The 24469-nt window shown below is 68.0% G+C and carries 26 protein-coding genes; 8 read left to right on the top strand and 18 right to left on the bottom strand.

Going from position 1 to position 24469, the window contains the following annotated elements; translation table 11 throughout:
* Positions 1-87 precede the first annotated feature (87 nt).
* The gene (locus OF829_RS06805) at positions 88-567 is read right to left on the bottom strand and encodes a LytR/AlgR family response regulator transcription factor (RefSeq protein ID WP_264939228.1); all 480 of its coding nucleotides are present in this window, start codon (positions 565-567) and stop codon (positions 88-90) included.
* Between the two features lie 132 nt (positions 568-699).
* Here OF829_RS06805 and OF829_RS06800 point away from each other — a divergent pair, with 132 nt between their 5' ends.
* From OF829_RS06800 to OF829_RS06770, 7 genes are all read left to right on the top strand, one after another.
* Positions 700-1626, top strand: coding sequence for a complex I NDUFA9 subunit family protein (locus OF829_RS06800; protein ID WP_264939227.1), 927 nt, complete (start codon positions 700-702; stop codon positions 1624-1626).
* Positions 1627-1682: 56 nt separating this feature from the next.
* Positions 1683-2486: an undecaprenyl-diphosphate phosphatase gene (locus OF829_RS06795; RefSeq protein WP_264939226.1), complete on the top strand. Its 804-nt coding sequence runs from the start codon at positions 1683-1685 to the stop codon at positions 2484-2486.
* A gap of 122 nt (positions 2487-2608) precedes the next feature.
* A complete protein-coding gene (locus OF829_RS06790) occupies positions 2609-4051 on the top strand; it encodes an NAD(P)-dependent oxidoreductase (protein WP_264939225.1) in 1443 nt (480 codons plus the stop codon).
* Positions 4052-4065: 14 nt separating this feature from the next.
* Positions 4066-4746, top strand: a complete 681-nt coding sequence (locus OF829_RS06785) for a DUF2059 domain-containing protein (protein WP_264939224.1) — start codon at positions 4066-4068, stop codon at positions 4744-4746.
* Positions 4743-5477 (top strand): DUF2059 domain-containing protein, encoded by a 735-nt coding sequence (locus OF829_RS06780; RefSeq protein WP_264939223.1) that lies wholly within the window; start codon positions 4743-4745, stop codon positions 5475-5477. Before OF829_RS06785 ends, OF829_RS06780 begins: the two co-directional genes overlap by 4 nt.
* Complete coding sequence (gene gltB, locus OF829_RS06775; protein WP_264939222.1) at positions 5474-9991, top strand: glutamate synthase large subunit; 4518 nt, start codon at positions 5474-5476, stop codon at positions 9989-9991. Before OF829_RS06780 ends, gltB begins: the two co-directional genes overlap by 4 nt.
* A complete protein-coding gene (locus OF829_RS06770; protein ID WP_264939221.1) occupies positions 9991-10344 on the top strand; it encodes a hypothetical protein in 354 nt (117 codons plus the stop codon). Before gltB ends, OF829_RS06770 begins: the two co-directional genes overlap by 1 nt.
* Here OF829_RS06770 and OF829_RS06765 read toward each other — a convergent pair.
* Together OF829_RS06765 and OF829_RS06760 are read right to left on the bottom strand one after the other, a co-directional pair.
* Entirely contained in the window at positions 10341-10679 is a 339-nt protein-coding gene (locus tag OF829_RS06765) for a hypothetical protein (protein WP_264939220.1), read from the bottom strand. The genes OF829_RS06770 and OF829_RS06765 overlap by 4 nt on opposite strands.
* A 32-nt stretch (positions 10680-10711) precedes the next feature.
* Positions 10712-11251, bottom strand: coding sequence for an NADPH-dependent FMN reductase (locus OF829_RS06760; RefSeq protein WP_264939219.1), 540 nt, complete (start codon positions 11249-11251; stop codon positions 10712-10714).
* A 64-nt stretch (positions 11252-11315) separates the two neighbouring features.
* On the opposite strand from OF829_RS06760, the gene OF829_RS06755 reads away from it, so the two are divergent.
* A complete protein-coding gene (locus OF829_RS06755) occupies positions 11316-12395 on the top strand; it encodes a CaiB/BaiF CoA transferase family protein (RefSeq protein WP_264939218.1) in 1080 nt (359 codons plus the stop codon).
* Positions 12396-12466: 71 nt separating this feature from the next.
* Here the strand turns inward: OF829_RS06755 and OF829_RS06750 are convergent, their stop codons facing one another.
* The 15 genes from OF829_RS06750 to fliG all read right to left on the bottom strand — a co-directional run bounded on the left by OF829_RS06750 (position 12467) and on the right by fliG (position 24468).
* Positions 12467-12871, bottom strand: a complete 405-nt coding sequence (locus tag OF829_RS06750) for a flagellar export chaperone FliS (RefSeq protein ID WP_264939217.1) — start codon at positions 12869-12871, stop codon at positions 12467-12469.
* On the bottom strand, positions 12871-14292 hold the full coding sequence (fliD, locus tag OF829_RS06745) for a flagellar filament capping protein FliD (protein WP_264939216.1): 1422 nt from the start codon (positions 14290-14292) through the stop codon (positions 12871-12873). The genes OF829_RS06750 and fliD overlap by 1 nt, the downstream gene beginning before the upstream one ends.
* A 42-nt stretch (positions 14293-14334) precedes the next feature.
* Positions 14335-15474 carry an EscU/YscU/HrcU family type III secretion system export apparatus switch protein gene (locus OF829_RS06740; RefSeq protein ID WP_264939215.1) on the bottom strand — a complete coding sequence of 380 codons (1140 nt, stop codon included), beginning with the start codon at positions 15472-15474 and terminating at the stop codon, positions 14335-14337.
* Positions 15474-16244, bottom strand: coding sequence for a flagellar biosynthetic protein FliR (fliR, locus tag OF829_RS06735; protein ID WP_264939214.1), 771 nt, complete (start codon positions 16242-16244; stop codon positions 15474-15476). The genes OF829_RS06740 and fliR overlap by 1 nt, the downstream gene beginning before the upstream one ends.
* Positions 16245-16326: 82 nt before the next feature.
* Positions 16327-16596, bottom strand: coding sequence for a flagellar biosynthesis protein FliQ (gene fliQ / locus OF829_RS06730; RefSeq protein WP_264939213.1), 270 nt, complete (start codon positions 16594-16596; stop codon positions 16327-16329).
* A gap of 4 nt (positions 16597-16600) precedes the next feature.
* Positions 16601-17404, bottom strand: a complete 804-nt coding sequence (gene fliP, locus OF829_RS06725) for a flagellar type III secretion system pore protein FliP (protein WP_406701416.1) — start codon at positions 17402-17404, stop codon at positions 16601-16603.
* Between the two features lie 11 nt (positions 17405-17415).
* A complete protein-coding gene (locus tag OF829_RS06720; protein ID WP_264939212.1) occupies positions 17416-17721 on the bottom strand; it encodes a flagellar biosynthetic protein FliO in 306 nt (101 codons plus the stop codon).
* A 1-nt stretch (position 17722) separates the two neighbouring features.
* The gene (gene fliN, locus OF829_RS06715; protein ID WP_264939211.1) at positions 17723-18019 is read right to left on the bottom strand and encodes a flagellar motor switch protein FliN; all 297 of its coding nucleotides are present in this window, start codon (positions 18017-18019) and stop codon (positions 17723-17725) included.
* Positions 18016-18960: a flagellar motor switch protein FliM gene (locus tag OF829_RS06710; protein WP_264939210.1), complete on the bottom strand. Its 945-nt coding sequence runs from the start codon at positions 18958-18960 to the stop codon at positions 18016-18018. Before OF829_RS06710 ends, fliN begins: the two co-directional genes overlap by 4 nt.
* Positions 18961-18966: 6 nt before the next feature.
* On the bottom strand, positions 18967-19575 hold the full coding sequence (locus OF829_RS06705) for a flagellar basal body-associated FliL family protein (RefSeq protein WP_264939209.1): 609 nt from the start codon (positions 19573-19575) through the stop codon (positions 18967-18969).
* Positions 19576-19592: 17 nt separating this feature from the next.
* A complete protein-coding gene (locus OF829_RS06700; RefSeq protein WP_264939208.1) occupies positions 19593-20861 on the bottom strand; it encodes a flagellar hook-length control protein FliK in 1269 nt (422 codons plus the stop codon).
* Between the two features lie 32 nt (positions 20862-20893).
* The gene (locus OF829_RS06695; protein WP_264939207.1) at positions 20894-21313 is read right to left on the bottom strand and encodes a hypothetical protein; all 420 of its coding nucleotides are present in this window, start codon (positions 21311-21313) and stop codon (positions 20894-20896) included.
* A gap of 102 nt (positions 21314-21415) precedes the next feature.
* Positions 21416-22744, bottom strand: coding sequence for a FliI/YscN family ATPase (locus OF829_RS06690; protein ID WP_264939206.1), 1329 nt, complete (start codon positions 22742-22744; stop codon positions 21416-21418).
* Position 22745: 1 nt separating this feature from the next.
* Positions 22746-23393, bottom strand: a complete 648-nt coding sequence (locus tag OF829_RS06685; protein WP_264939205.1) for a FliH/SctL family protein — start codon at positions 23391-23393, stop codon at positions 22746-22748.
* A gap of 70 nt (positions 23394-23463) precedes the next feature.
* The gene (gene fliG / locus OF829_RS06680) at positions 23464-24468 is read right to left on the bottom strand and encodes a flagellar motor switch protein FliG (protein ID WP_264939591.1); all 1005 of its coding nucleotides are present in this window, start codon (positions 24466-24468) and stop codon (positions 23464-23466) included.
* Position 24469 lies beyond the last annotated feature (1 nt).

Here is a 24469-nt window from a genome sequence, read left to right as displayed (position 1 = left end):
CGGCTGGCGTGAAATGATCATATTGCGAAACGCAATAATCACTATGCCGCCCGGCTGTGGCAGCTTTGTCACATTCCTGCGCGCGATTCAGCCGAGGGCGGCGAGCAAGGCGGGGGCGTAGCTGCGCCCGATACGGACCTGGGCGCCGAGGCCGGTGACCACGGTGAGCCCGTCGGGGCGGCGGCGAATCTCGCGGGCGCGGTCCCAGCGGACGATCGCCGAGCGATGGACGCGGCGAAAGGCGTGGCGGTCGAGCCGGGCGGCCACGGCGCCTAGCGGCTCGTGGTGGAGGAAGGAAGCGCCGGCGGTATGGAGGCGGACATAGTCGCGCTCGGCCTCGACCCAGTCGAGCTCGGCCTCGCAGACGCGCGTGTAGCGTCCCTGCGAGCGCGCCCAGAATTCGGCGCCCCGCGGGAGCGCCGCGATCAGCCGTTCGGCCTCGGCCGCGCTCGAGACGGCACCGATCAGTTCGGCATCGGGATGGGCGGCGAGCGCCTGCGCGATCGCATCGGCGTCGGCATCGGGACGCAGCAGCAGGATACGCACGGGGCGGGCATCGCCGGGCATGCGTTCATAATATAGCGTTTCGCACTATTATCAACATGGGTGAGCCGGACCACGACGCGCGGGCGGCGGCGCGACGCGCTTGCCCATCGCGCACGCACGCGGCATGGGGCGACTCTGTTCAAGGAGGCGCGCGTGAAGGACAAGCTGGTCACCCTCATCGGCGGCGGCGGATTTCTGGGCCGCTATGTCGCTCAGGCCCTGCTGGCGCGCGGCGCCCGGGTGCGGATCGCGCAGCGGCGGCCGCGCGACGCCTGGTTCCTGAAGCCGCTGGGCGGGCTCGGCCAGACCCAGTTCGTCGCGGCCGACATCACCCTGCCCGAGACGATCGCCGAGGCGGTCGCGGGATCGGACGCGGTGGTCAATCTGGTCGGCACCTTCAAGGCCGACGAATTCCACGCCGTGCATGTGAAAGGCGCCCAGAATGCCGCGATCGCCGCAAGCCGTGCGGGAGCGAGCGGCTTCGTCCAGATCTCGGCGATCGGCGCGGATCCCGAATCGGCCTCAGCCTATGGCCGTTCCAAGGCCGATGGCGAGCGCGCAGTGCTCGGCGCGTTCCGGACCGCGACGATCCTGCGCCCCTCGATCCTGTTCGGGCGCGAGGACCGGTTCGTGAACCGCTTCGCCGGCCTGATCGGCGGCAAGAAGGTCGTGCCGGTGCTGCGCGGCAAGGCGCGCTTCCAGCCCGCCTGGGTCGCCGATGCGGCCGAGGCGGTGGCGGTGGCGCTGGCCGATACGCTCGCGCATGGCCGCCAGACCTATGAGCTGGGCGGGCCCGATGTGCTGAGCATGGCCGAGCTGTTCCGCTGGATCGCGCACGAGATCGGGCGCGACCCCGCCTTTATCGAGCTGCCCGATCCGATCGGCGCGCTGGTGCCGATGCTGCCGGGATCGCCGATCACCGGCGACCAGTGGCGGATGCTGGGGCGCGACAATCTGGTCGCGCCGGGGGCCAGGGGCTTCGCCGCGCTCGGCATCGATCCGACCCCGCTGGCGAGCGTCGCGCCGGGCTGGCTGGTGCAGTATCGCCGCCATGGCCGCTTCGCGAAGCTCGCCGCCTGAAAGCCTTAATCTTTCCGCATGCAGACTAGGGTGCGTAACCGGGGGCGTATTTCCGCATGATCGAACTGCTTGTTGCCGTGCTGCTGGGCATTGTCGAAGGCATCACCGAATTCCTGCCGGTCTCCTCGACCGGGCATCTGATCCTCGCCTCCGAGCTGATGGGCTATGACGCCGCAGAGTGGGCGATGTTCAACGTCATCATCCAGCTCGGCGCGATCCTGGCGGTGGTGGTGCTCTATTGGCGGACCTTCTGGGCGGTGGCGATGGGATTGCTCAAGCTCGATCCGGTCTCGCTGCGCTTCGTGCGCAACCTGATCATCGCCTTCATCCCCGCGGCGATCCTGGGCTATCTGCTGCACGACGAGATCGAGGCGATGCTGGGATCGCCGACGATCGTGGCCTGGGCACTGATCGCCGGCGGCGTGGCGATCCTGGCGATCGAGCGCGCGGTCAAGGCGGGGACGGTGCACGGCGTCGCCGAGATTCCAGTGGTGCGCGCGATCGGGATCGGGGTGATCCAGTGCCTCGCGATGATCCCCGGCGTCAGCCGCTCGGGCGCGACGATCATGGGGGCGCTGACGCTGGGCGTCGAGCGGCGCACCGCGGCCGAGTTCAGCTTCTTCCTCGCCATCCCGACGATGCTCGGCGCGACTGTGCTCGAGCTCGCCAAGAAGGGGGTCGACCTGCACGGCAAGGTCGGCTGGAGCGAGATCGCGGTGGGGTTCGCGGTGTCGTTCGTGGTGGCGCTGCTGGTGATCAAATGGTTTGTCGGCATCGTCAGCAAGCATGGCTTTGCGCCCTTTGCCTGGTACCGAATCGGCGCCGGAGCGGTGGCCCTGGCGTGGCTGGCGCTAAGATAGGTCCGCATCGGGATTAAAAACGCGTTCGGAATGCGCCGGAACGCAACTTCGTCGCCATGATTCGATAAATAGGTAAGTAGTACTGCCTTTTATTGTCGGCTCCCCTGAGATAGGGGCGCGGCATGGCGAACGATCCGATGCTCAAATTCGTGGAAGCGGGGCAGGCCTTTCCGGCCAAGCGCGCGGCCGAGCTGCGCGCGGAGGATTTCCGCGAGATCGCCGACCGCTATGCGATCGAGAAGGCCGAGGAGCAGTCCTCGCGCTGCTCGCAATGCGGCGTGCCCTATTGCTCGGTGCATTGCCCGCTGCACAACCATATCCCCGACTGGCTGCGGCTGACCGCCGAGGGGCGGCTGCGCGAGGCGTATGAGCTGAGCAATTCGACCTCGACCATGCCCGAGATTTGCGGCCGCATCTGCCCGCAGGACCGGCTGTGCGAGGGCAATTGCGTGATCGAATTTTCGGGCCATGGCGCGGTCACGATCGGATCGGTCGAGAAGTTCATCACCGATACCGCCTGGGAAGAGGGCTGGGTCGAGCCGCTCGTTGCCGGAGCCCCGCGCGGCCAATCGGTCGGCGTGATCGGCGCGGGGCCGGCCGGGCTCTCGGCCGCCGAATATCTGCGCGTCGCGGGCTATGACGTCCATGTCTATGACCGGCACGACCGCGCGGGCGGGCTGCTCACCTATGGCATTCCGGGCTTCAAGCTGGAGAAGCCTGTCGTGATGCGCCGCGTCGAGCGGCTCGAAGCGGGCGGGATCGTCTTCCATCTCGGCTTCGAGATCGGCCGCGACGCCACGCTCGACGAACTCCGCGCCCGGCATGACAGCCTGCTGATCGCCACCGGCGTCTACAAGCCGCGCGCGATCAAGGCGAAGGGCGTCGACGCCGAGGGGGTGGTCGAGGCGCTCGACTATCTGATCGCGTCGAACCGCAAGGGCTTTGGCGATACGGTCCCCGCCTTCGACGACGGCACCCTCGACGCGCAGGGCAAGCATGTCGTCGTGATCGGCGGCGGCGACACCGCGATGGACTGCGTCCGCACCGCGGTCCGCCAGGGCGCGGCCTCGGTGAAGTGCCTCTATCGCCGCGACCGCGCCAATATGCCGGGCTCGCAGCGCGAGGTGGCCAATGCCGAGGAGGAAGGCGTCGAGTTCGTCTGGCTCTCGGCGCCCGAGGGGTTCGAGGGCGGCAAGACGGTGAGCGGCGTCAAGGTCGGCAAGATGCGGCTCGGCGCGCCCGATGCCAGCGGCCGCCGCGCGCCCGAACCCGATCCGGGCAACAGCTATGGCGTCCCCGCCGATCTGGTGATCAAGGCGCTGGGCTTCGATCCCGAGGAATTGCCGAGATTGTTCGGCGCGCCCGAGCTCGGCGTCACCCGCTGGGGGACGCTGCGCACCGACGGCAAAACGATGATGACGAGCATGGACGGCGTGTTCGCGGCGGGCGACATTGTCCGCGGCGCGAGTCTCGTCGTCTGGGCGATTCGCGACGGCCGCGATGTCGCGGCGCATATGCATGCCTGGATGCGCGCACGCGCCGCCCAGTCGGCACGCGCGGCCTGAAGAGGATGAGGCCGATGAAATTCCTGTTCGCAGCGCTGGCGCTGACTGCGCCGCTGACGATGACCCCGCCCGCGGCAGCTACGGTCGCGCCCGTCCCGGCGCCCACCGACGATCTCGACAGGCTCGTCGGCCTGATGATCCCCGATCGGGCGATGCTCGATCTCGTCTTTGCCGGGCTGAACCAGGGCCTCGACCAGGAAGTCGGCGGCGCCGAATTCGCGCGCTACCCCGGCATGCGCGACTATATGGTCGCGCAGATCCGGCCCGAGCTGAGCCGCGCCGTGCTTGCCGGACTGCCCGCGCTGCGCGCCGATATCCGCAAGATCCTCGCGGGCGAATTGACCCCCCAGGAGGCCGGTGAACTCTATCGCTTCTTCGCCAGCCCGACCGGTCAGAAAGTCTATGCGATCACGCTCCAGTCGATGGGCGAGAACATCGCCAAGGGCGAGGAGGCGATGCAGCGCGCCGCGTTCGACAAGGTGATGGCGAGCCTGACGCCCGAGGATTATGGCCCGCTGGCCGAATTCGGCCAGAGCAGCGGGGCGCAGAAGATGCAGCGCATCTCGCCGCAGATCAACGCGGTGAGCACCGCCTGGGCCGACCGGCTGGTGGCCGAAATCGGCCCCGGCATCCGCACGATCGCGCTGAAGGCGGTCACTGACTACAAGCGCCAGCACTCGGCGGGCGGGCAATGATCCGCGCCGCCGCACTGCTGATTGCCGCTGGCGCGATCGCGCCGCTGCCGGCGGTTGCGCAGACCGCGGCGCCGATGGCGGCCGATCCGGCGCGCCAGACTCTTGGCCTTCAGTTGGCGAAGCTGCTGAACCCGGAAGCGCTGACGATGGCCGTGCTGGATCGGATGCTCGGCGACCGAACGGCCCAGGCGATGCTCGCCGATCCCGACATGAAAGCGATGGAGGAGCGCTATCCCGGGATATTGAAGGCGATGGTCGAGGCGATGAAGCCGATCCTGATCCGCCATCTCCGCCAGGCACTGCCGTCCATGTGGGACCGGCTCGGGACCTTCTTCGCCGCCGAATTGAGCGAAGAGGATCTGCGCGCCGCCATTGCCTTTTACGGCAGCCCTACGGGCACCCGCATGATCGAATTGATGGCCGAGGGCCTCGACCTGGGACCCATGATCGGAACGATGGCGTCCGACGGCTATGTCGTGACCGAACAAAATCTGTCGGCCACGGCCAGAAGCGCGGCGGTCGCCGTCGTCGGCCAATTGACGCCTGCGCAGCTTCAGGATGCGGACCGCTTCGGGCGGTCGCCGTCGGGACAGCGCGTCCTCGCGCTGCGCCCCCGGATGATGCAGATCATCGCCGACTGGTCGAATGCGCCTTCGCCTGAAATGGACGCAGAGATCGAGGCTGCTGTGATCCCCGTCATGGAACGATTCACGGGAATGAAGCTGAAATGACCCTCCCCCCCGAATCCGAACGCCTCCGCCTCGCCCGCGAGGGCATGTACCGTCCCGAATTCGAGGGCGACGCCTGCGGCGTGGGGCTGGTCGCCGCGACCGATGGCGTGCCCAGCCGCCGCGTCGTCCAGTCGGCGATCGATGCGCTCAAGGCGGTGTGGCATCGCGGCGCAGTGGATGCCGACGGCAAGACCGGCGACGGCGCCGGGCTGCATGTCGATCTGCCGGTACGCTTCTTCGACGATGCGATCCAGGCCTCGGGGCACCAATTGCTCCCCAACCGGCTCGCGGTCGGCATGGTGTTCCTGCCGCGCACCGATCTGGGCGCGCAGGAGGCGTGCCGCACCATCGTCGAGAGCGAGATCATCGGGGCGGGATACCGCATCCATGGCTGGCGCCAGGTGCCGGTCGATGTCTCGGTGATAGGCCGCAAGGCGCAGGAGACGCGCCCCGAGATCGAGCAGATCATGATCGCCGGCCCGATGCCCGACGAGGCCGATGCCGCCGAGTTCGAGAAGAATCTCTATCTGATCCGCCGACGGATCGAGAAGCGGATCATCGCGGCGCAGGTGCAGGGCTTCTATATCTGCTCGCTCAGCTGCCGCTCGATCATCTACAAGGGGCTGTTCCTCGCGGAATCGCTGTCGGACTTCTATCCCGACCTGCGCGATGCGCGGTTCGAGAGCCGCGTCGCGATCTTCCACCAGCGTTATTCGACCAACACCTTCCCGCAATGGTGGCTGGCCCAGCCCTTCCGCTGCCTCGCGCACAATGGCGAGATCAACACGATCCGCGGCAACAAGAACTGGATGCTGAGCCACGAGATCCGCATGGCCAGCCTCGCCTTCGGCGAGCATAGCGAGGACATCAAGCCGGTGATCCCGGCGGGCGCGAGCGACACCGCCGCGCTCGACGCGGTGTTCGAGGCGATCTGCCGCTCGGGCCGCGACGCGCCGACCGCCAAGCTCATGCTCGTTCCCGAGGCCTGGTCCGACGAGGATACGCCGCAGAATCATCTCGACATGTACAAATATCTCGCGAGCGTGATGGAGCCGTGGGACGGCCCCGCCGCGCTGGCGATGACCGACGGGCGCTGGGCGGTGGCGGGGGTCGACCGCAACGCGCTCAGGCCGCTGCGCTATGTCCGCACCTCGGACAATCTGCTGATCGTCGGTTCGGAGACCGGCATGGTCCAGATTCCGGAGACCAGCGTCGTGGCCAAGGGCCGGATGGGCCCGGGGCAGATGATCGCGGTCGACCTCGAGGCGGGCGCGCTGTTCGACGATCTCGCGATCAAGGACCGCATCTCGGGCGAGGCGGACTATGACGCCAAGATCGGCGAGTTCATCACCATCGACGCGCTGCCCGCGCCCAAGGCCGCGCCGCTGCGCTTCGAGCGCGCCGAGCTGACCCGGCGCCAGGTCGCGGCGGGGCAGACGCTCGAGGATATGGAGCTGGTGCTCTCGCCGATGGTCGAGACGGCGAAGGAGGCCGTGGGATCGATGGGCGACGATACGCCGCTCGCGGTCATTTCGGACAAGCCGCGGCTGATCAGCCAGTTCTTCCGCCAGAATTTCAGCCAGGTCACCAACCCGCCGATCGACAGCTTGCGCGAACGCCAGGTGATGACCCTGCGCACGCGCTTCGGGAACCTCGCCAACATCCTCGATACCGAGGGCGCGCCGGGCAAGGTGCTGGTGCTCGAATCGCCGGTGCTGACCAGCGACGACTGGGAGCGGCTGCGCGGCCATTTCGGCGACCAGTGCGCCGAGATCGACTGCAGCTTCGACGCGGGGGGCGATGCGGAAACGCTGCGCGCGGCGATCAAGCGCATCCGGTTCGAGGCCGAACAGGCGGTGCGCGCCGGCTGCACCGAATTGTTCCTGACCGACGAGCATATCTCCGAGAGCCGCGTCGCGATCGCCAGCGTGCTCGCGGTGGCGGCGGTGCATACGCATCTCGTGCGTCGGGGCTTGCGCTCCTATGCCAGCGTCAATGTCCGCTCGGCGGAGTGTCTCGACACCCATTATTACGCGGTGCTGATCGGCGTCGGCGCGACCACGGTGAACGCCTATCTGGCGGAGGCGGCGATCGCCGACCGCCAGGCGCGCGGGCTGTTCGGCAAGCTGAGCCTGGAAGAGTGCCTGGCGCGCCACCGCAAGGCGATCGATGAGGGGCTGCTCAAGATCCTCTCCAAGATGGGGATCGCGGTGATCTCCTCGTACCGCGGCGGCTATAATTTCGAGGCGGTGGGCCTCAGCCGCGCGCTGGTCCACGATCTCTTCCCGGGCATGCCCGCCAAGATTTCGGGCGAGGGCTATGCCTCGCTCCACTTGAACGCGACGATGCGGCACGAGGCGGCGTTCGATGCGGCGGTCGCAACGCTGCCGATCGGCGGCTTCTACCGCCACCGGCACGGCGGCGAGACGCATGCCTATTCGGCGCAGCTGATGCATTTGCTGCAGAGCGCGGTCGCGACCGACAGCTATTCGACCTATCTGCAATTCTCGCGCGGCGTGCGCGACATGCCGCCGGTCTATCTGCGCGATCTGCTCGAATTCAACTTCCCGGCCGAGGGCGTTCCCGTCGACAAGGTCGAGGCGATCACCGAGATCCGCAAGCGCTTCGTCACGCCGGGCATGTCGCTGGGCGCGCTGAGCCCAGAGGCGCACGAGACGCTGGCGATCGCAATGAACCGGATCGGCGCCAAGGCGGTCTCGGGCGAGGGCGGCGAGGATTCGTCGCGCTACACGCCGTACGACAATGGCGACAACGCCAATTCGGTGATCAAGCAGATCGCGAGCGGCCGGTTCGGCGTGACGGCGGAATATCTGAACGCCTGCGACGAGATCGAGATCAAGGTGGCCCAGGGCGCCAAGCCCGGCGAGGGCGGGCAGCTGCCCGGCTTCAAGGTGACCGAGTTCATCGCCAAGCTGCGCCATGCGACGCCGGGGGTGACGCTGATCAGCCCGCCGCCGCACCACGACATCTATTCGATCGAGGACCTCGCGCAGCTCATCTATGACCTGAAGATGATCAATCCGCGCGCGCGGGTGTGCGTCAAGCTGGTCAGCTCGGCGGGGATTGGCACGGTCGCGGCGGGGGTCGCCAAGGCGCATGCCGACGTGATCCTGATCGCCGGGCATGTCGGCGGGACGGGCGCGTCGCCGGTCACGTCAGTGAAGTATGCCGGCACGCCGTGGGAGATGGGCCTCAGCGAGGTCAACCAGACGCTCACGCTCAACGGGCTGCGCGGCCGGGTGAAGCTGCGTACCGACGGGGGCCTCAAGACCGGGCGCGACATCGTCATCGCCGCGATCCTCGGCGCCGAGGAATTCGGGATCGGCACGCTGAGCCTGGTCGCGATGGGCTGCATCATGGTGCGGCAATGCCATTCGAACACCTGCCCCGTCGGCATCTGCACGCAGGACCAGCGGCTGCGCGACAAGTTCACCGGCACCCCCGAAAAGGTCATCAACCTGATGACCTTCATCGCCGAGGAAGTGCGCGAGATCCTCGCACGGCTGGGCTTCCGCAGCCTCGACGAGGTGATCGGGCGGACCGAATTGCTCAAGCAGGTGAGCCGCGGCGCCGAGCATCTCGACGATCTCGATCTCAACCCGATCCTCGCCAAGGTCGATGCCGACGAGGATAATCGCCGCTTCAGCCTCGACACGTGGCGCAACGAGGTTCCCGACAGCCTCGACGCGCAGATGATCAAGGATGGCGCCGCAGTCTTCTCGCGCGGGGAACGCATGCAGCTGACCTATACGGTGCGCAACACGCACCGCGCGGTGGGCACGCGCCTTTCGAGCGAGGTCACGCGCACCTTCGGCATGTCGGCGCTCAATGACGGGCATGTCCATGTCCGGCTGCGCGGCAGCGCGGGCCAGTCGCTCGGCGCCTTCCTGTGCAAGGGCATCACCCTCGAAGTGTTCGGCGACTCCAACGATTATGTCGGCAAGGGGCTGTCGGGGGGCATCATCGTGGTGCGGCCGATGGTGAGTTCGCCGATCGAATCGTGGAAGAACACGATCATCGGCAACACCGTCCTGTACGGCGCGACCAGCGGCAAGCTGTTCGCAGCGGGGCAGGCGGGCGAGCGTTTCGCGGTGCGCAATTCGGGCGCGCAGGTGGTGGTCGAGGGCTGCGGCGCCAATGGCTGCGAATATATGACCGGCGGCGTCGCGGTGGTGCTGGGCGCGGTTGGCATGAATTTCGGCGCGGGCATGACCGGGGGCATGGCGTTCGTCTACGATCCCGACGCGAGCTTCGCGCGCCGCGCCAATCCCGACAGCATCGTCTGGCAGCGGCTATCCTCGGCGCATTGGGAAGGCGTGCTGCGCGACCTGGTCGCCGCCCATGTCGAGACGACCGACAGCGCCTATGCCAAGGGCCTGCTCGACGAATGGGAGCGGACCGCGGGCGATTTCTGGCAGGTAGTGCCGAAGGAAATGCTGACCCGCCTCCCCCACCCGCTCGACGACAGCATCGAGGCGGTGGCGGCGGAGTAATGGCTGCGCGGCTGGGCCGGGCGCCGATCCCGTGGCGCGAAGTGGGCGCGGTCCTCGGGGTCGCGTTCGTCTTGGGCGTTGTGGCATTGCTGGCATGGGCCGGCCTGCCCGCAGCCGGGGCGCAGACGCAGATCGCCGCCCGGATCGTCAGGATGATGGGGGTTCGGGAGTCGAAATATGATCCCCCCTTGACGCTGATCGAGGTCGAATTGCCGAACGGAAGGCGCAGCTCGGTGACGATGCCCTATGCGACGATCGGGCGGTGCAAGGTCGGCGACACGATCGACATGACCTTTGTCCCCACCAATGTTGGCGCAATGGCGCCCACCGCCGATCCAGGAAGCTGCCGCTAGCGGACGATCGTCGCGCTGAGCCTGGGCTGGGGCGTCATGCCGATCACGCCCAGGAACGCGACCTTGGCGATCCGCTCGTGCAGCGGCTGGACGGGCGGGGCTTCGTGCTCGCGATCGGCCGCTTCCTCGAGCAGCGCGCGTGCCTCCTCCGCAACGTCGCGGTGGACGCGGATGGGGAACCCGCCGAGCGCCAGCGTCAGCATCGGATCGGCGCGGGCGTGCGCGATATTCTTGGCATAGGCCGGGATATCATACCAGGCGAACATCGACAGGATCACGTCGGCCTGCGCCTGGCTATAGGCGATCGCGACTGTCTCGAAGGGATCATCGCTCATGCGCAGAATATGCGCCGGATCGGGCGCCTCGTCTACCGGCGCGCCGCGAAGGCGAGGATCTGGTCGATCATGATCCCCATCGGGACCTTCGAATCGCCGATACAGTCCTTCGATTCGACCGTGTTGATCGCGAGCCCCATCGGGGTCGGCCAGCCGCGTAGCGAATGGGTGATGGTCCGGAGCGCCTGAAGCGTCGAGACCGCCGCCTGCCAGCCCGCGGCGGTGGCGATCAGCCCGACCGGCAGCCCGTCGAGATAGGGGCGCTGATCCTTGCTGAGCTGCTCGCAATAATCGAGCGCGGTCTTGACCAGCCCCGAGAGCGTGCCGTGATAGCCGGGCGAGCCGACGATCACCCCGTCGGCGCTGCGCAGCGCCTCGAGATAGCGGATCAGCCGGGGATCGCCCTCGGCCGCGCCGGGCTCGTAATGCGGGAAAGCGATGTCCGATCCGGTGAGCAAGGTCGTCCGCGCGCCGCGCTCCTCGGCCATCGCCAGCGCTGCCGCGAGCAGACGGCCGGTGGCCGATTCGGCGCGAAGGGTTCCACCGAGGGCGACGATATGCGGGGCTGCCATGCGGGTTTCGCTAGCGGAAAGCGCGCTGTGATGCCAGCTTGGGGCAAAGGGTTGGGGAAGATGCGTGGTTGATGCCGTTCATGGCCCGCTCGCCGGGGTTAGGATCGTCGAATTCGATACCGCGGGCCCGCTGCCGCTCGCGGGGATGCTGCTCGCCGACATGGGCTGCGACGTGGTGCGCATCCGCCGCGCGGGGACCGACGGAAGCGCGATCGCGCCCCTGCTTTATCGCGGGCGCAGCGAAGTCACCCTCGACCTGACCCTGGTCGCGGACCGCGAAAAGGCGCTGATGCTGGTCTCCCAGGCGGACGGGGTGATCGAGGGCTTCCGCCACGGCGTTGCCGAGCAGCTCGGGCTCGACGGGCCGCGCTGCCTCGCCGCCAATCCGCGCCTCGTCTATGCCAAGGTCAGCGGCTGGGGGCAGGACGGGCCGCTTGCCGGGGCGGCGGGCAACGACATCAACCATCTGGCGCTGACCGGGGCGCTCCATGCGATCGGCGCGCCGGCGAGCCCCACGGTGCCGCTCAACCTGGTCGGCGAATATGCGGGCGGGGCGATGTTCGCGGCATTGGGGCTGGTCGCTGGCATCCTCGGCGCGCAGGCGATCGGGCGCGGGCAGGTGATCGACGTGGCGCAAACCGACGGGGTCGCCGCGCTGATGACGCTCTATTACGCGCTCCACGGTGCCGGGCGCTGGGCGGATATGCGCGCTTCGAACCTGATCGACGGGGGATCGCCCTTCTATCGCTGCTATGCCTGCGCCGATGGCCGCCATGTCGCGGTCGGCGCGCTCGAGCCGCCGAGCTTCGCGGCCTTGTGCGAGGGGCTGGGGATCGATGCCGAGCGCTTCGAGCAATATGACCGCGCGAGCTGGATCGAGATGGGCGAGGCGTTCGCCGAGGCATTCGCGACGCGCGCGCGCGACGATTGGGATGAGGCGTTCGAGGGCAAGGATGCGTGCGTGACGCCGGTGCTCTCGCTCGCCGAGGCGCCGCATCATCCGCACAACCAGGCGCGCGGTACCTTCGCGGCGCCGGCGGGGGTGATCCAGCCGATGCCGGCGCCGCGCTTCTCGGTATCGCCCGCCGAGGCGCATCCGGCGGAAACCGAGACGGTCGAGCAGGTATTGGAGCGCTGGGTCTAGGTCCTTTTGGGAGTATGCCTACCCACACAGCCCGTTGGGGCTGAGAACGGGGATGGATTGATCCCAGACCCCTAGCTCGCCCCCCGGACGGTCGACCAGGCGGCGGCGATTTCCTCGAGGCTCGCGGCCGCCTCGCGGAACGGCGCGGGGTCGCTGCCGAGGCTGGCGTGGATCACCTGCTTGCGGATGCCGTGATAGAAGGTCGCGAGCGCTTTCGAGACGTCACCGCCCTTTTCGAAATCGAGCCCCGCCTCGAGCGCGAATAGCACTGCGGTGGCGCGCGCGACGCGCTCGCTCTTGACGCTGTACTTGCGGTTCTCGGCGGCCCAGGCGGCGGCGCGCAGCGCGGCCATGCCCTCTTCGTAGAGCATCCCGACCAGCGCATGCGAATCGTGCGCGCCGGTGCGGCCGGCGAGATCGATCTGGCGATAGGTGCGGGCCGGATCCCCGGCGAGCGCGGTGGCGTAGCGGGGCATCAGTTCTGCTTGTTCCAGGCCGCGACCTGGTTCTCGAGGAAGCTCTGGGTCGATTTATAGGCCGAGACCACCGAATCCATGCCCGCAAACTGGCGGGTCATGCGGGTGCGCATCGATTCGGCCTGGGTCGTCGCCTTTTCCTGATCCGCGGCAAGGCTCGACTGGGCTTCCTTGTAGCGCACGACGCTGTAGCCGAGGCCATAGGTCATGCTCGTCGCGGCGGTGGCGATCTTGGTCAGTTCGGCGGAAAGGCCCTTGCCGCTCTTGAAGATCGCCTCGGCGCTGGTGCCGTCATTGGCGATCGCCGTTGCGAGCCGCGTCGAATCGACGCGCAGCGTGCCGTCGCGGTTGGTGGCGACGCCGAGTTCGGAAAGGGTCGAGACCAGATTGCTGTCCGGATCCTCGATCAGTTCCTTGGTGCTCAGATTGCGGAGCGAATTGAGCAGGGTCTTGGCGGCGGCGTCGCTCTTGAGCGGGCCGGTGATCGGATCGGTCGCGGTCTTCAGCGTGGCGAGCAGCTCATTATAGGTATCGACCAGGTCCTGGACGGCCTGGCCGAGCGCCGCCGTGGGCGCCTGCGCGTCGATCGTCACCTTGGTCCCGACCGAGGCCGAGACGAGGTCGAGCTTCACGCCCGGGATCATGTCCATGATCGAATTGCTCGAACGCTGGAGCGCGACGCCATCGACCGCGACGATCGCCGACTGGGCGGCGCTGCCGATGGTGGTGCCGGTGGCGCCGACGCCGACATTCAATGCGGCGAGCCCTTCGGCGCCGACATCCTCGGTCGCGGCGAGCGTGAAGGCCTGGCTCGCGCCCGTCGAACTCTTGAGCACCAGCCGCGAGCCGCCCGAATCGCTCATGATCGACGCGGTGACCCCGGCCTTCTTGGCGTTGATCGCCGCGGCGATGCCGGTGAGGCTGTTGTTCGACGCGGTGATGTCGATATCGACCGAGGCGGCGGCCCCGGCGGTGAACGCCGTCATGGCGCCACCCGAATCGACCGTGGCAGTGCCGAAGGTCAAAGTGAGCTTGCCGGTGCCGATCGCGGCGCTCTTGTCGGCGATCGGCGTGGTGCTGGCGACCTGGGCCTGGGCGAGCTGGCGGACCTCGACCTGCGCGGGGAGCCCCGAGATGCTGCTGGTGGTCAGCGCGCTGACCTTCACGATGCCGGTGTTGCCGCTGACCGGGGCGGTCGCGAGGCTGCCCGTCTTGATCAGCGTCTTGAGCGCGGTGTCGAAGCCGGTGATGCCGCTCTTGAGCTCGCCCGCGGCCGAAATCTGCGCCTTGAGCGTATCGTCCTTCTTGGTGAGCGCGGCCTGTTTGGCGGCGAACTGGGCGTCGACGAGACCGTTCACGAGCGCCGTGATGTCGATGCCCGATCCGCTTCCCAGTGTCTTTGCAATCGACTCGATGGCCATGGTCTTCCCCTGATCCGATAAACGGCTGCGCGGCACCGTTTTTTAGGTCGCGCGCGCCAGTTTCTTGCCGTTTTCGTCGAACAATGCGGTGTCGGGGACGGTGACCGGCGGCTGGCTGCCCCCGGCCTGGCTGTTGACCCCGAAAACGAAGGCGAGCACCGCCGCGATGGCGAGATAGAGATCGTCGCGAACCTCCTGCCCTTCGCGGCTGGTGTAATAGACGGCGCGGGCGAGCGCCGGATATTCGAGGATCGGCACGTCGAACTCGCCGGCGAGCTCGCGGATCGCGAGCGCGGTCGCGCCGCGGCCCTTGGCGACCACCACTGGGACCTGGTCGCGGCCCTGATCGTAGCGCAGCGCGACCGAGAAGTGCGTCGGATTGGTGAGCACGACATGGGCGGTGGCGACCGTCTTGCGGAAGCCGCCCTTGAGGATCTCGCGCTGGCGCTGGCGCAGCTGGCCCTTCACCTCGGGCGAGCCCTCGGTCTCCTTATGCTCGTCCTTGATCTCCTGCTTCGACATGCGGAGCTGGTTCAGGTGGCGGATCAGCTGGATCGGAACGTCGATGCCGGCGATCAGCAGCAGCCCGCCGGCCATGGCGAAGAGCAGGCCGATGAAGCGCCCGCCCATCATCCCGACCGCCGAATTGATGTCGGCGGAGGAGACCAGCACCATCGAGGGCCGGGCGAGGCCGGAGAGCATCCAATAGCCGATCGAGCCGAGCAAGACGACCTTGGCGAGCCCCTTGCCCACCTCGATCCAGCCGGTCGGGCCGAACATGCGCTTGAGCCCCGAGGCGGGATTGATCCGCGAACCCTTGGGCGCGAAATTCTTGTTGTTCCAGCCAAGCGCGCCCAGCCCCGCTTGGCTGATGATCGCCGCGAGCACCGAGGTGACGAGCAGGCCCACCATCGCCGGCGCGATCCGCCACCCCGCTTCGGCGAGCGGGCGCCAGGGCTCGAAATCCTCGACATCATGGACGTCGAACTGGAAGCTCGCGGTCATCACGCCCTTGCACGCGGCGATCAGCGAAGGGCCGAGCAGCGCCATCCAGCCGCAGCCGATCAGCACCACCACCGCCGCGGCGAAATCGCGCGACCGGAGGATCTGGCCTTCCTCAACCGCCTTTTGCTTGCGCTTGGGTGTTGGGGCTTCCGTCTTTTCGCCGAATTCGTCCGCCATCAGCGGAGCACCAGCTGAGGCAGGGCGTCGAGGCCCTCGCGGATGATGATCTGCATGTAATCGCCCATCGCGGGCAGCGCGAGCAGGATGGCGACGACGCCGACCGCGAGCGACGCGGGCAGGCCGACCGCGAACAGGTTGAGCGCGGGCGCCGAGCGGCTGAGCATGCCGACGACTACGTTGAGGCAGAGCAGCAGGAAGCCGACCGGGAGCGCGAGCAGCAGCCCGGCAAGGAAGGCGTAGCCGCCGAACATCGCGATGCCGAGCAGCTTTTCGGGCGCGAGCCAGGCGCCCGGCGGCATCACCTCATAGCTGCGCACCACCAGATCGACGAGGATCAGATGCCCGTCGACCGCGAGGAAGAGCAGCGTCAGCAGCATCGACAGGAACTGGCCGACCGCAGGGGTCGGGTGGCCGCTCGCCGGGTCGATCGCATTGGCGAAGCCGAGCCCCATCCCCATGCCGATCACCTCGCTCGCGATCAAAGGCGCCGAAAAGGCGATCTGGAGGATGAAGCCCATCGCCAGCCCGATCAGCGCCTCCGACGCGACCATGACGATCGTGCCGAGCGAGAAGATCATAGCGGGCGGGGTGATGTGCGCGACGTTGATCACCAGCAGCCCGATCGCCCCCGACAGCGCGATGCGCGCGGGCAAGGGTATCGAGACCGCGCTGAACACCGGGGCCGCGATGAAGGCCGCCCCCACCCGCACCATCGCGAACAGGAGCGCCCAGAGCTGAGGCTCGATCGAGAGCCCGAAGCCCATCATCAGTGAAGCGTAGGCCGAATCGGACGGGCGGGCGGCGGAACGCGCAGCAGTGCCGCGATCAGCACGAAGGCGGGCGCGGTCTTCATTTCACCAGATCCGGAATGCGCTCGAAGATGCTCGTCGTGAAATCGCCGAGCAGCCCCAGGATCATGCCCCCGAAGATCATCAGGCTGATCGCCACCACGATCAGCTTGGGCACGAAGGTGAGCGTCTGTTCCTGGATCGAGGTCGCCGCCTGGACCATGCCGAGGATGAGGCCGGAAAGCAAAGCGGGGATCAGGATCGGCGCGCTGGCTAGCGCCAGCACCCAGATCGCCTCGCGCGCGACGGTCATGAAATAATCTGCGTCCATGGCCTCAGGTCACGAAAGAGGAAGCGAGGGAACCCATCGTCAGCGCCCATCCGTCCACCAGGACGAAGAGCAGCAATTTGAATGGGAGCGAGATGATCGTCGGCGACATCATCATCATGCCCAGGGACATGAGGACGGTGGCGACCACCAGATCGATAACGATAAAGGGCAGGAAGATCAGGAAGCCGATCTGGAACGCGGTCTTGAGCTCGCTGGTCACGAAGGCCGGGAGCAGCACCGAGAAGGGCACGTCCTCGGGCTTCGCATAGGGACCCTGCTTGGCCATGTCCGAGAACATCTTCACGTCGCGGTTGCGCGTCTGCTTGATCATGAAGCCGTGGAGCGCCTTGCCGGTGCCCTGGATCATCTGGCTCGCGCTGATCTTGCCCTCGGCATAGGGCTGGATCGACGTCGTGTTCGCCTGGTTGATCACCGGCGCCATGATGAAGAAGGTCAGGAACATCGACAGACCGACCAGCACCTGATTGGGCGGGGTCTGCTGGAGCCCCAGCGCCTGGCGCAGGATCGCGAGCACGATGATGATCCGCGTGAAGCTGGTCATCATGAGCAGGATGCCCGGCAGCACCGTGAGCAGGCCCATGATGATGAGGACCTGGAGCGACAGGCTGAGCGGGGCATTGCCGCCGCCCAGATCGCCGAGCGCGCGATCGACCGCATCGCCCATGCCCGGGGTCGGCGCGGGCGCCGGAGCCCCTTGCGCGAAGGCCGGGAAGGCGAACAGGATCGCGAAGCACAGCAGGCCGATCACCACCACCGCACGGGTGGGCAGCTTGCGGGGCATGGGCATCAGCGCGCGCATCACTGGCTTCCAGCCAGCCGGTCGAAACCGGGCTTGAAGCTCGAAGGCGCGCCGCCCTCGGCCTTGTCGACCAGGGTCACGCCGCTGCGGCTGACCGAGACGAGCAGCTTCTTGCCCTCGAACTCGATCACCGCGAGGCGCAGGCCGGGGGAGAGCATCATCGTCTCCTTGATCTGCACCATGCGCTCGCCCTGGTTCTTGGGGAGCCGCGCCTCGAGCTTGCGCCAGGCATAGAGGCAGCCGATCAGCAGCCCGCAGACGAGCGGGAGCAGGATGACCAGCTTGAGGATATAGGCCCACATCATGTTATTTGGCGGCCCGCTTTTCGGGGCTGACCAGCTCGGTCATGCGCACCCCGAACTTGTCGCCCACCGTGACCACCTCGCCGCGGCCGATCAGCGTGCCGTTGACGAAGACGTCGAGCAGCTCATTGGCCTCGCGGTCGAGTTCGATCACCGAGGATTCGCCGAGCGCAAGCAGTTCGCGCAGCGTCAGCTGGGTCGAACCAATCTCGACCGTGAGCTTGACGTCGACGCCCTGGAGCAGGTGGAAATTGGCGCCCACCGCGGCATCGGCCGCGAAGCTGCCCGTCATGTCGTTCATCGGAAATCCTCTGCACTGATCGGTTCGAAACTGGTGAGGCGGACCGCCGCGCGGCCGTTGGAAGTGCCGACAAGGCCGGTGCCGAGCCGCCGCGAGGCGACCATCACCGGAACCTCGGGGCCGAAATCGATGGGGATGACGTCGCCGGCCTTGAGTTCGAGCAGCTGCGCGAGCGGCACCACCGGCTCGGCGAGCACCGAGCGGACCTGGAGCGGCACGCCCATCACCGCGCGCGTGAGCCCCGAGCGCCATTGCGGCTCGACCTCGATCGGCTTGTCATGGACCTTGGCGTTGAGCGCGACGGTGTGCGGCTTGAGCGCCGCCACGGGATAGAGAATGTCGATGAACACCGGCTTGTGCTCGCCCTCGGCGAGGCCGAAGCGGGTGACCACGACTGGATCGTCGCCGCCCAGATCGGGCGCGGCCTGGCTCATGCTGCCGACCGGCTTGAAGCCGATCCTGGTGAGCGGCTCCCACGCCGATTCGAGCGGCCCGGCGAGCATGCCGCTGACGCGGGCGACCAGGGCTTCCGCGGCGGGCGAGAACTCCTCGGGCAGCGGATGCGGGGCCTCGCCGTCGCCGCCGAAGAAGCAGTCGAGCATCTCGAGCACGAACTTGCCGTCCATGACGATCAGCGCGCGGCCCTTGCCCGGGGTCATCGCCAGCGATGCCCAGGTGGAGAGGCCGGGGCCGCGCTCGGTCTTGTAATCGGCATAGCGCTGGACCGAGAGCGGCTCGGCCCAGGCGCGCAATTCCTTGCGGAGCAGCCCTTCGAAGACGGCCTTCAGCGATTTCGACAGCCGTGCAGACAGATGCTGCATGGTGATGAGATCGCCGAACGGATTGAGCGCCGAGGCGCCCAGCGCCGGCGCGTGATCCGCGCTGGCCCTGGGGCGCTCGCGCCGCTCGGACGCGTCAGTCTCTGAAGGGCTGTTAACCATCGTTCTTCACTGAACAATGAAATTGGTAAAGTAGACGTTACTAACGCCGCTGTAGCCCTCTTTTTGCTTGAGAACGGCGTTGATCGCGTCGGCGAGCCGCTTCTGGATGTGGCTCTTGCCCTCGGCCGTGAACACCTCTTCCTCGCTGGTCTCGCCCAGCGTGAGGAGGATCGCCGAGCGGATCGCGATCTCATGCGTCTTGATGCTCTCGATCACCGAATCGTCGTACGGCGTCGAAATCGCGATCCCGACCTGGATGAAATGGACGCTGTCGGCCAGGTTCGAGGTGAATTCCTTCTCGAACGGATAATAGGTCGAGGCGTATTTGTCGCCGCCCACGCCCTTGGGGCGCTCGCCGGTATGGCCGCTGCCCTCATGCTCGCCTTCGCCGCCGAGCGACGCGCGCTTCTCTTCGTCCTTCGGGACCAGGCGGGGCCCATGCGTCTCGGCGGCGGCCGCCGTACCGCCCGAGGCGGCGTTGAGCATGCCCGACTGCCAGGCATAGAAGCCGCCCCCGCCCAGCCCGGCGAGCAGCACGGGCAGGACGACGAAGAGCATCAGCTTGCCCTTCTTCTTTTTCTTCTTGGGCGGCGTGGTTTCGTCGGTGTCACTCATGTCGGTCTCCGTGGATCTCAGGCGATGCGGTCATCGGTGGCGCGTTCGGTTTCGCTGCCCGGCACGCCGGGCGGGGCGGAAGCGGTCGCAGTCTTGGGCGCGGCATCGTGCCGCTGACCCTGGCCGGCGGTGCCCCCGCTCACGCCAGAGTCCACCGAGGTCTGGCCGAGCTTGAGCCCGCGCGCCTCGGCGATTTCGGTGAGGCGCGATTGCGCCTCGGTCAGCAGGGTCCGCGCCTGCGCATTTTCCGCGGTGAAGCGGACATGGACGCGGTCGCCCTCGTGACGGATCGACACGTCGACGGTGCCGAGCGCGTCCGGGGATAGACGAATCGAGGTTTCGCGCGAGTTCGGAGAATCGCGTAGCGCCTCGATCCGGTCGATCGTCTGGCTCATCCATTCGCTGCGGCGCGTGTCGATCGCGGCCTGCTGCGCGTCGGCGACGGCCTGGACGACATGCGGGCGCAGGATCTCGGTCGCGCTGGTGGGCGCGACGGTATTGAGCAGCGTATCGCGCGGGGCGGGGCGGCGGAACGGATCGGGCAACTCGATCCCCGTCGCGGCCGCGAGCGTGGCGGCGAGGGGCTGCGCCTCGGCGCGCGGCTGGAGCGCGGCGATGGTCTGGAGGATCGGCGAATCGGCGGGAAGCTCGATCTTCGCCGGAAGCTCGATGCGGGCGGGCAGATCGGCGCGGACGCGCGACAGCTCGATGCCCTGGATCTGGCGCGGCAGCGCGGGCGCGGGCGATTGCTGTGGCAGCGCGAAGGCCGGGCTGGCCTCGGTCTTCTCGCCGGCGGGGAGCGCGGGTGCGGGCGCGCCCTCGGTCGGCGCTTCAGGAAGCGCCGCTGCGGGAAGCGCTGCTGCAGGAAGCGCTGCTGCAGGAAGCGCGGCCTCGGGAAGCGCGATGCCGGGCAGCAGCGCGGCGTCACCCTCGGGCAGTTCGATCGCGGCGACGGGCTGGCCGACCGCGACGATCGCGGGCGCACCCTCGGGCGGGGGCGGCAGCGTGATGCCGAACCAGGCGAAGGGCGCATCGACCTCGCTGCGGTCGTCATCGGTGCCGGCGGAATCGTCCTGGCCCGGCAAATTCTTGCCGCCTCCGGCAACCGCGTGCCGCGTCGCCGGGTCGTGCTCACCCTCTTCGGGGACCTCGGGCCGAGGCGAGGGGCTGGGCACCGCCGGGCGGTCGAGCGCGAGCGAAAACCCGCCTTGCCCGCCATTTCCCGAGGGATTCTGGCGGATCCCGACGGATCCTGAAATCGAAGGTGCAGGCGAAACCTGGGTCAAACTGGGCCTCCGGCGATAAACTCACCGGTCAATCAGCAAAGATCGTGCCGATTCCTGCCGGTCGAGGGCAACGTCTCGAGCGCACGCAGCGCCTTGATCGCGGCCTCGGCCTCGCCGCGCGCGATCAGCTTCTCGATCGCGGTCTGATCGCGCTTGGCCTCGCGCGTGGCGTTCTCGGCGCGGCTGAGCTGCTGCTCGGCGACATCGACACGCTGCGCGGCGACCAGGGCCGATTGGTGGAGCCGCTCGCGATAATGGGCGGCGGCGATCAGCTGGGTCGCCATGCCCTGCTGTTCGGCCGGGGCGACATTGGCGGAGAGCTGGGCGATGCGCGCGCGCAGCGCCTCTTCCTGCGCGACCTTGGCGCGCGCGGCGACTTCCTGGCTGCGGACCTGGCCGAGCTGGAGGGTGCGCACCCGGAGCAGCCGGTCGAAGCGCTTGGCGCTTCTCATAGGGTCACGGCACCAGCCCGCTCCCCCACCCGGCCTCCCTTACCATAGTAGCCTATGGGAGGCCGGGTGGGGGAGCGGGCTGGTGCCGCCTCGTTCAACAAATCAGCCATCGCCGAAGACGCCGGTCAGCTCGGCGACGGCGTCGCCCAGCGACACGACCTCGTTCGCATCCTGCTTGATATATTCCATCACCGCGGGATGCGCGGCGATCGCGGCGTCGATCTCGGGATCGGCGCCGGCGCGATAGGCGCCCATCAGCACCAGATCGCGATTTTCCTCATAGGTCGCGAGATAGCGGCGGAGCGCGCGCGCGGCATGGATATGCTCCTTGGGCACGATATCGGTCATCACGCGGCTGACCGAGGGCCCCAGGTCGATCGCGGGATAGATGCCCCGCTCCGCGAGCTGGCGGCTGAGCACGATATGGCCGTCGAGGATCGAGCGGGCGCTGTCCACGACCGGATCGTTGCCGTCGTCGCCATCGGCGAGCACGGTATAGATGGCGGTGATCGACCCGCCGGTCATGACATCGGTGCCCGCGCGCTCGATCAGGCTCGGCAGCATCGCGATGGCCGAGGGCGGATAGCCCCGCGCCGAGGCGGGTTCGCCCAGCGCAAGGCCGATCTCGCGGCCCGCGTGCGCGACGCGGGTGAGCGAATCCATGATCAGCAGCACCTTCTTGCCTTCGTTGCGGAAGGCCTCGGCGATCGCGGTGGCACGCAAGGCGCCGCGGATACGGAGCACCGGCGAATGATTGGCGGGGACCGCGACGACGACCGAGCGCTTGCGCGCGTCGCCGAACATCTTGGTCTCCATGAAATCGGCGACCTCGCGCGAACGCTCGCCGATCAGCCCGACCACGACGACATCGGCCTGGGCGGCGCGGACGATCATGCCGAGCAGCACCGATTTTCCGACGCCCGAACCGGCCATGATGCCGACGCGCTGGCCCTGGCCGATGGTGAGGAGCCCGTTGATCGCGCGCACCCCGACATCCATCGGCTCGCGCACCCGGCCGCGATCGAGCGGCGACTGGAGCTTGCCCGCGAGCGGCCATTTGCCGGGACCCCGGATCGGTCCGAGCCCGTCGATCGGCTTGCCCGCGCCATCGACCACGCGGCCGAGCAGGGCGGCGCCGACCTCGGCCTCGCCCGGAGGCCCGATCGGCCGCACCGGCGCGTTGGGGAGCAGGGCAGCGGGACCGCCCAGGTTCATCATCAGCGTGCGCCCGGCGCGGAAGCCGATCACCTCGGCCTCGACCCGGCTGGCGCCGGTGCCGATCGCGCAGACCGTGCCCACGGGAAGCGTGAGGCCCACCGCCTCCATCAGCAGCCCGTCGAACGAGGCGAGGCGCCCGGAGACCTTGGGCGCGGGCGTGAAATCGCCACAGCCGAGCCCGTCGATATAATGGTCGGTGAAGCCGTCCAGCATGTCAGATCGCCGGCGGAATCGGCACGCGGTCGATCGCCTGGGCAAGCTGTTCGAGCCAGAGATCGGGGCCGTCCTCGACGATCGTCGAAGCGCTCTCGATCACGAAGGCGCCGCGCGCGAGATGCGGATCGCCGACGGGGAACATCGTTGGGGGCAGCTTGCCCTCGACCAGCGGCACATCGTCGGGATGGAGCCGCAGCAGCGCCGATTCGGCGCTGTCGGCGAGCAGATCGACCGCGGCGGTGATCCGCGCGGCGAGCACATCGGGCGCGATGCCGACTTCGCCGACCAGTTTGGAAACGAGATGGAGCACGGTCTGGCGCAAATGCCCCGCCATCCGCTCGCGATCGAAATGCGCGCCCGCGGCGAGCGCGGTCGAGACCTGGTCGAGCAAGGCGGTTTCGCGGGCATGCGCGTCGTCGATCTCCGCGAGCGCCGCGGCGCGGCCCTCGGCAACGCCGGCGGCATGCGCGGCGGCGATCGGGTCGCTGAACGCGCCGCTGTTGTGCGGCTTGGGAAGCTCGGCATCGAACGGATTCCAGCCCTCGGTCGGGTTGGCGCCCGGATCGGCGGGGCTGAAATGCCGGGGCGCGAGCTCTTCGACCACGCGGCGGCCGATCTGCTCGACCTGCGACGCGGCGAACCCCACGGGTTCTGAGAAAGCGCGCTGGAGGACGTGCGCTGCGGCACGGTGCCGCCCAGCGAAACCGGGCTGGAAATCAGACATAATCGTCCTCGCCGCCGCCCGGCATCACGATCGTGCCGTCCTTGATCAGGCTGCGCGCGATGGTGACCATCACCTTCTGCGCCTCGAGCACCTCGGCGAGCTTCATCTGGCCGCGTGCCTCCATCTCGTCGCGGATGCCGTCCGCGGCGCGGCTCGACATGCAGCCCAGGAAGCGCTCGCGGACATCCTCTTCGACGCCCTTCAGCGCACGCGCCAGCACGTCGCCGTCGATCGAGCGGATCATCGTAGCCAGATTCTTGTCGTCGAGCTCGAGCAGGTTATCGAAGACGAACATCGCCTCCTCGATCGCCTTGGCGACCTCGCGGTCGATCTTGGCGAGCTTGGGCATCACCCGCGCCTCGGTCGACTTGCGCGCGCCGGAAAGGATCTTCGCCGCCTCGCGCGTGCCGCCCATCTGGAGGCCGGCACTTGGCTTCTTGGCAGCGCCGGCGCGGCTCTGGAGCATGACCTTCAACGTCTCGATCGCCTCGGGGGGCACCGGGCCCAGCTTGGCGACGCGGCGCAGGATCTGCGGCTGCATCGCCTCGGGCAGATGCTCGAACACCTTGGCGGCGATATCGGGATCGAGATTGGCGAGCAGCACCGCGGCGATCTGCGGGTGCTCCTCCTCGATCATGTTGGCGATCTCGGCGGGCTCGAACCATTCGAGCAGCTCGATATTGACCGCGGCCGAGGCCGGCATGATTCGCGCGAGCACGCTCTCGGCGCGCTCGGGGCCGAGCGCCTTGTTCATCATGCCCTCGATCTTGGGGCCCGGATCGAAGCTCACCCCGTTGCGGCTGCGCGCCTTCCAGGTGAAATCGTCGAGCACCTGCTCGACCTCGGCTTCGCTCACATCCGCGACGTCGTACATCGCCTTGCCGAGCTGGCGCACTTCCTCGGGGTCGAGCTTCTGCAGGATCGACGCGGCCTCTTCCTCGTCGACGAGCATCATCAGCACGGCGGCGCGTTCGACGCCATTGAAGCTGCGGAGCATG

This window comes from Sphingomonas caeni, assembly GCF_026013415.1.
Taxonomy (GTDB): Bacteria; Pseudomonadota; Alphaproteobacteria; order Sphingomonadales; family Sphingomonadaceae; genus Sphingomonas; species Sphingomonas caeni.
This window is presented reverse-complemented; position numbering and strand designations above follow the sequence as displayed.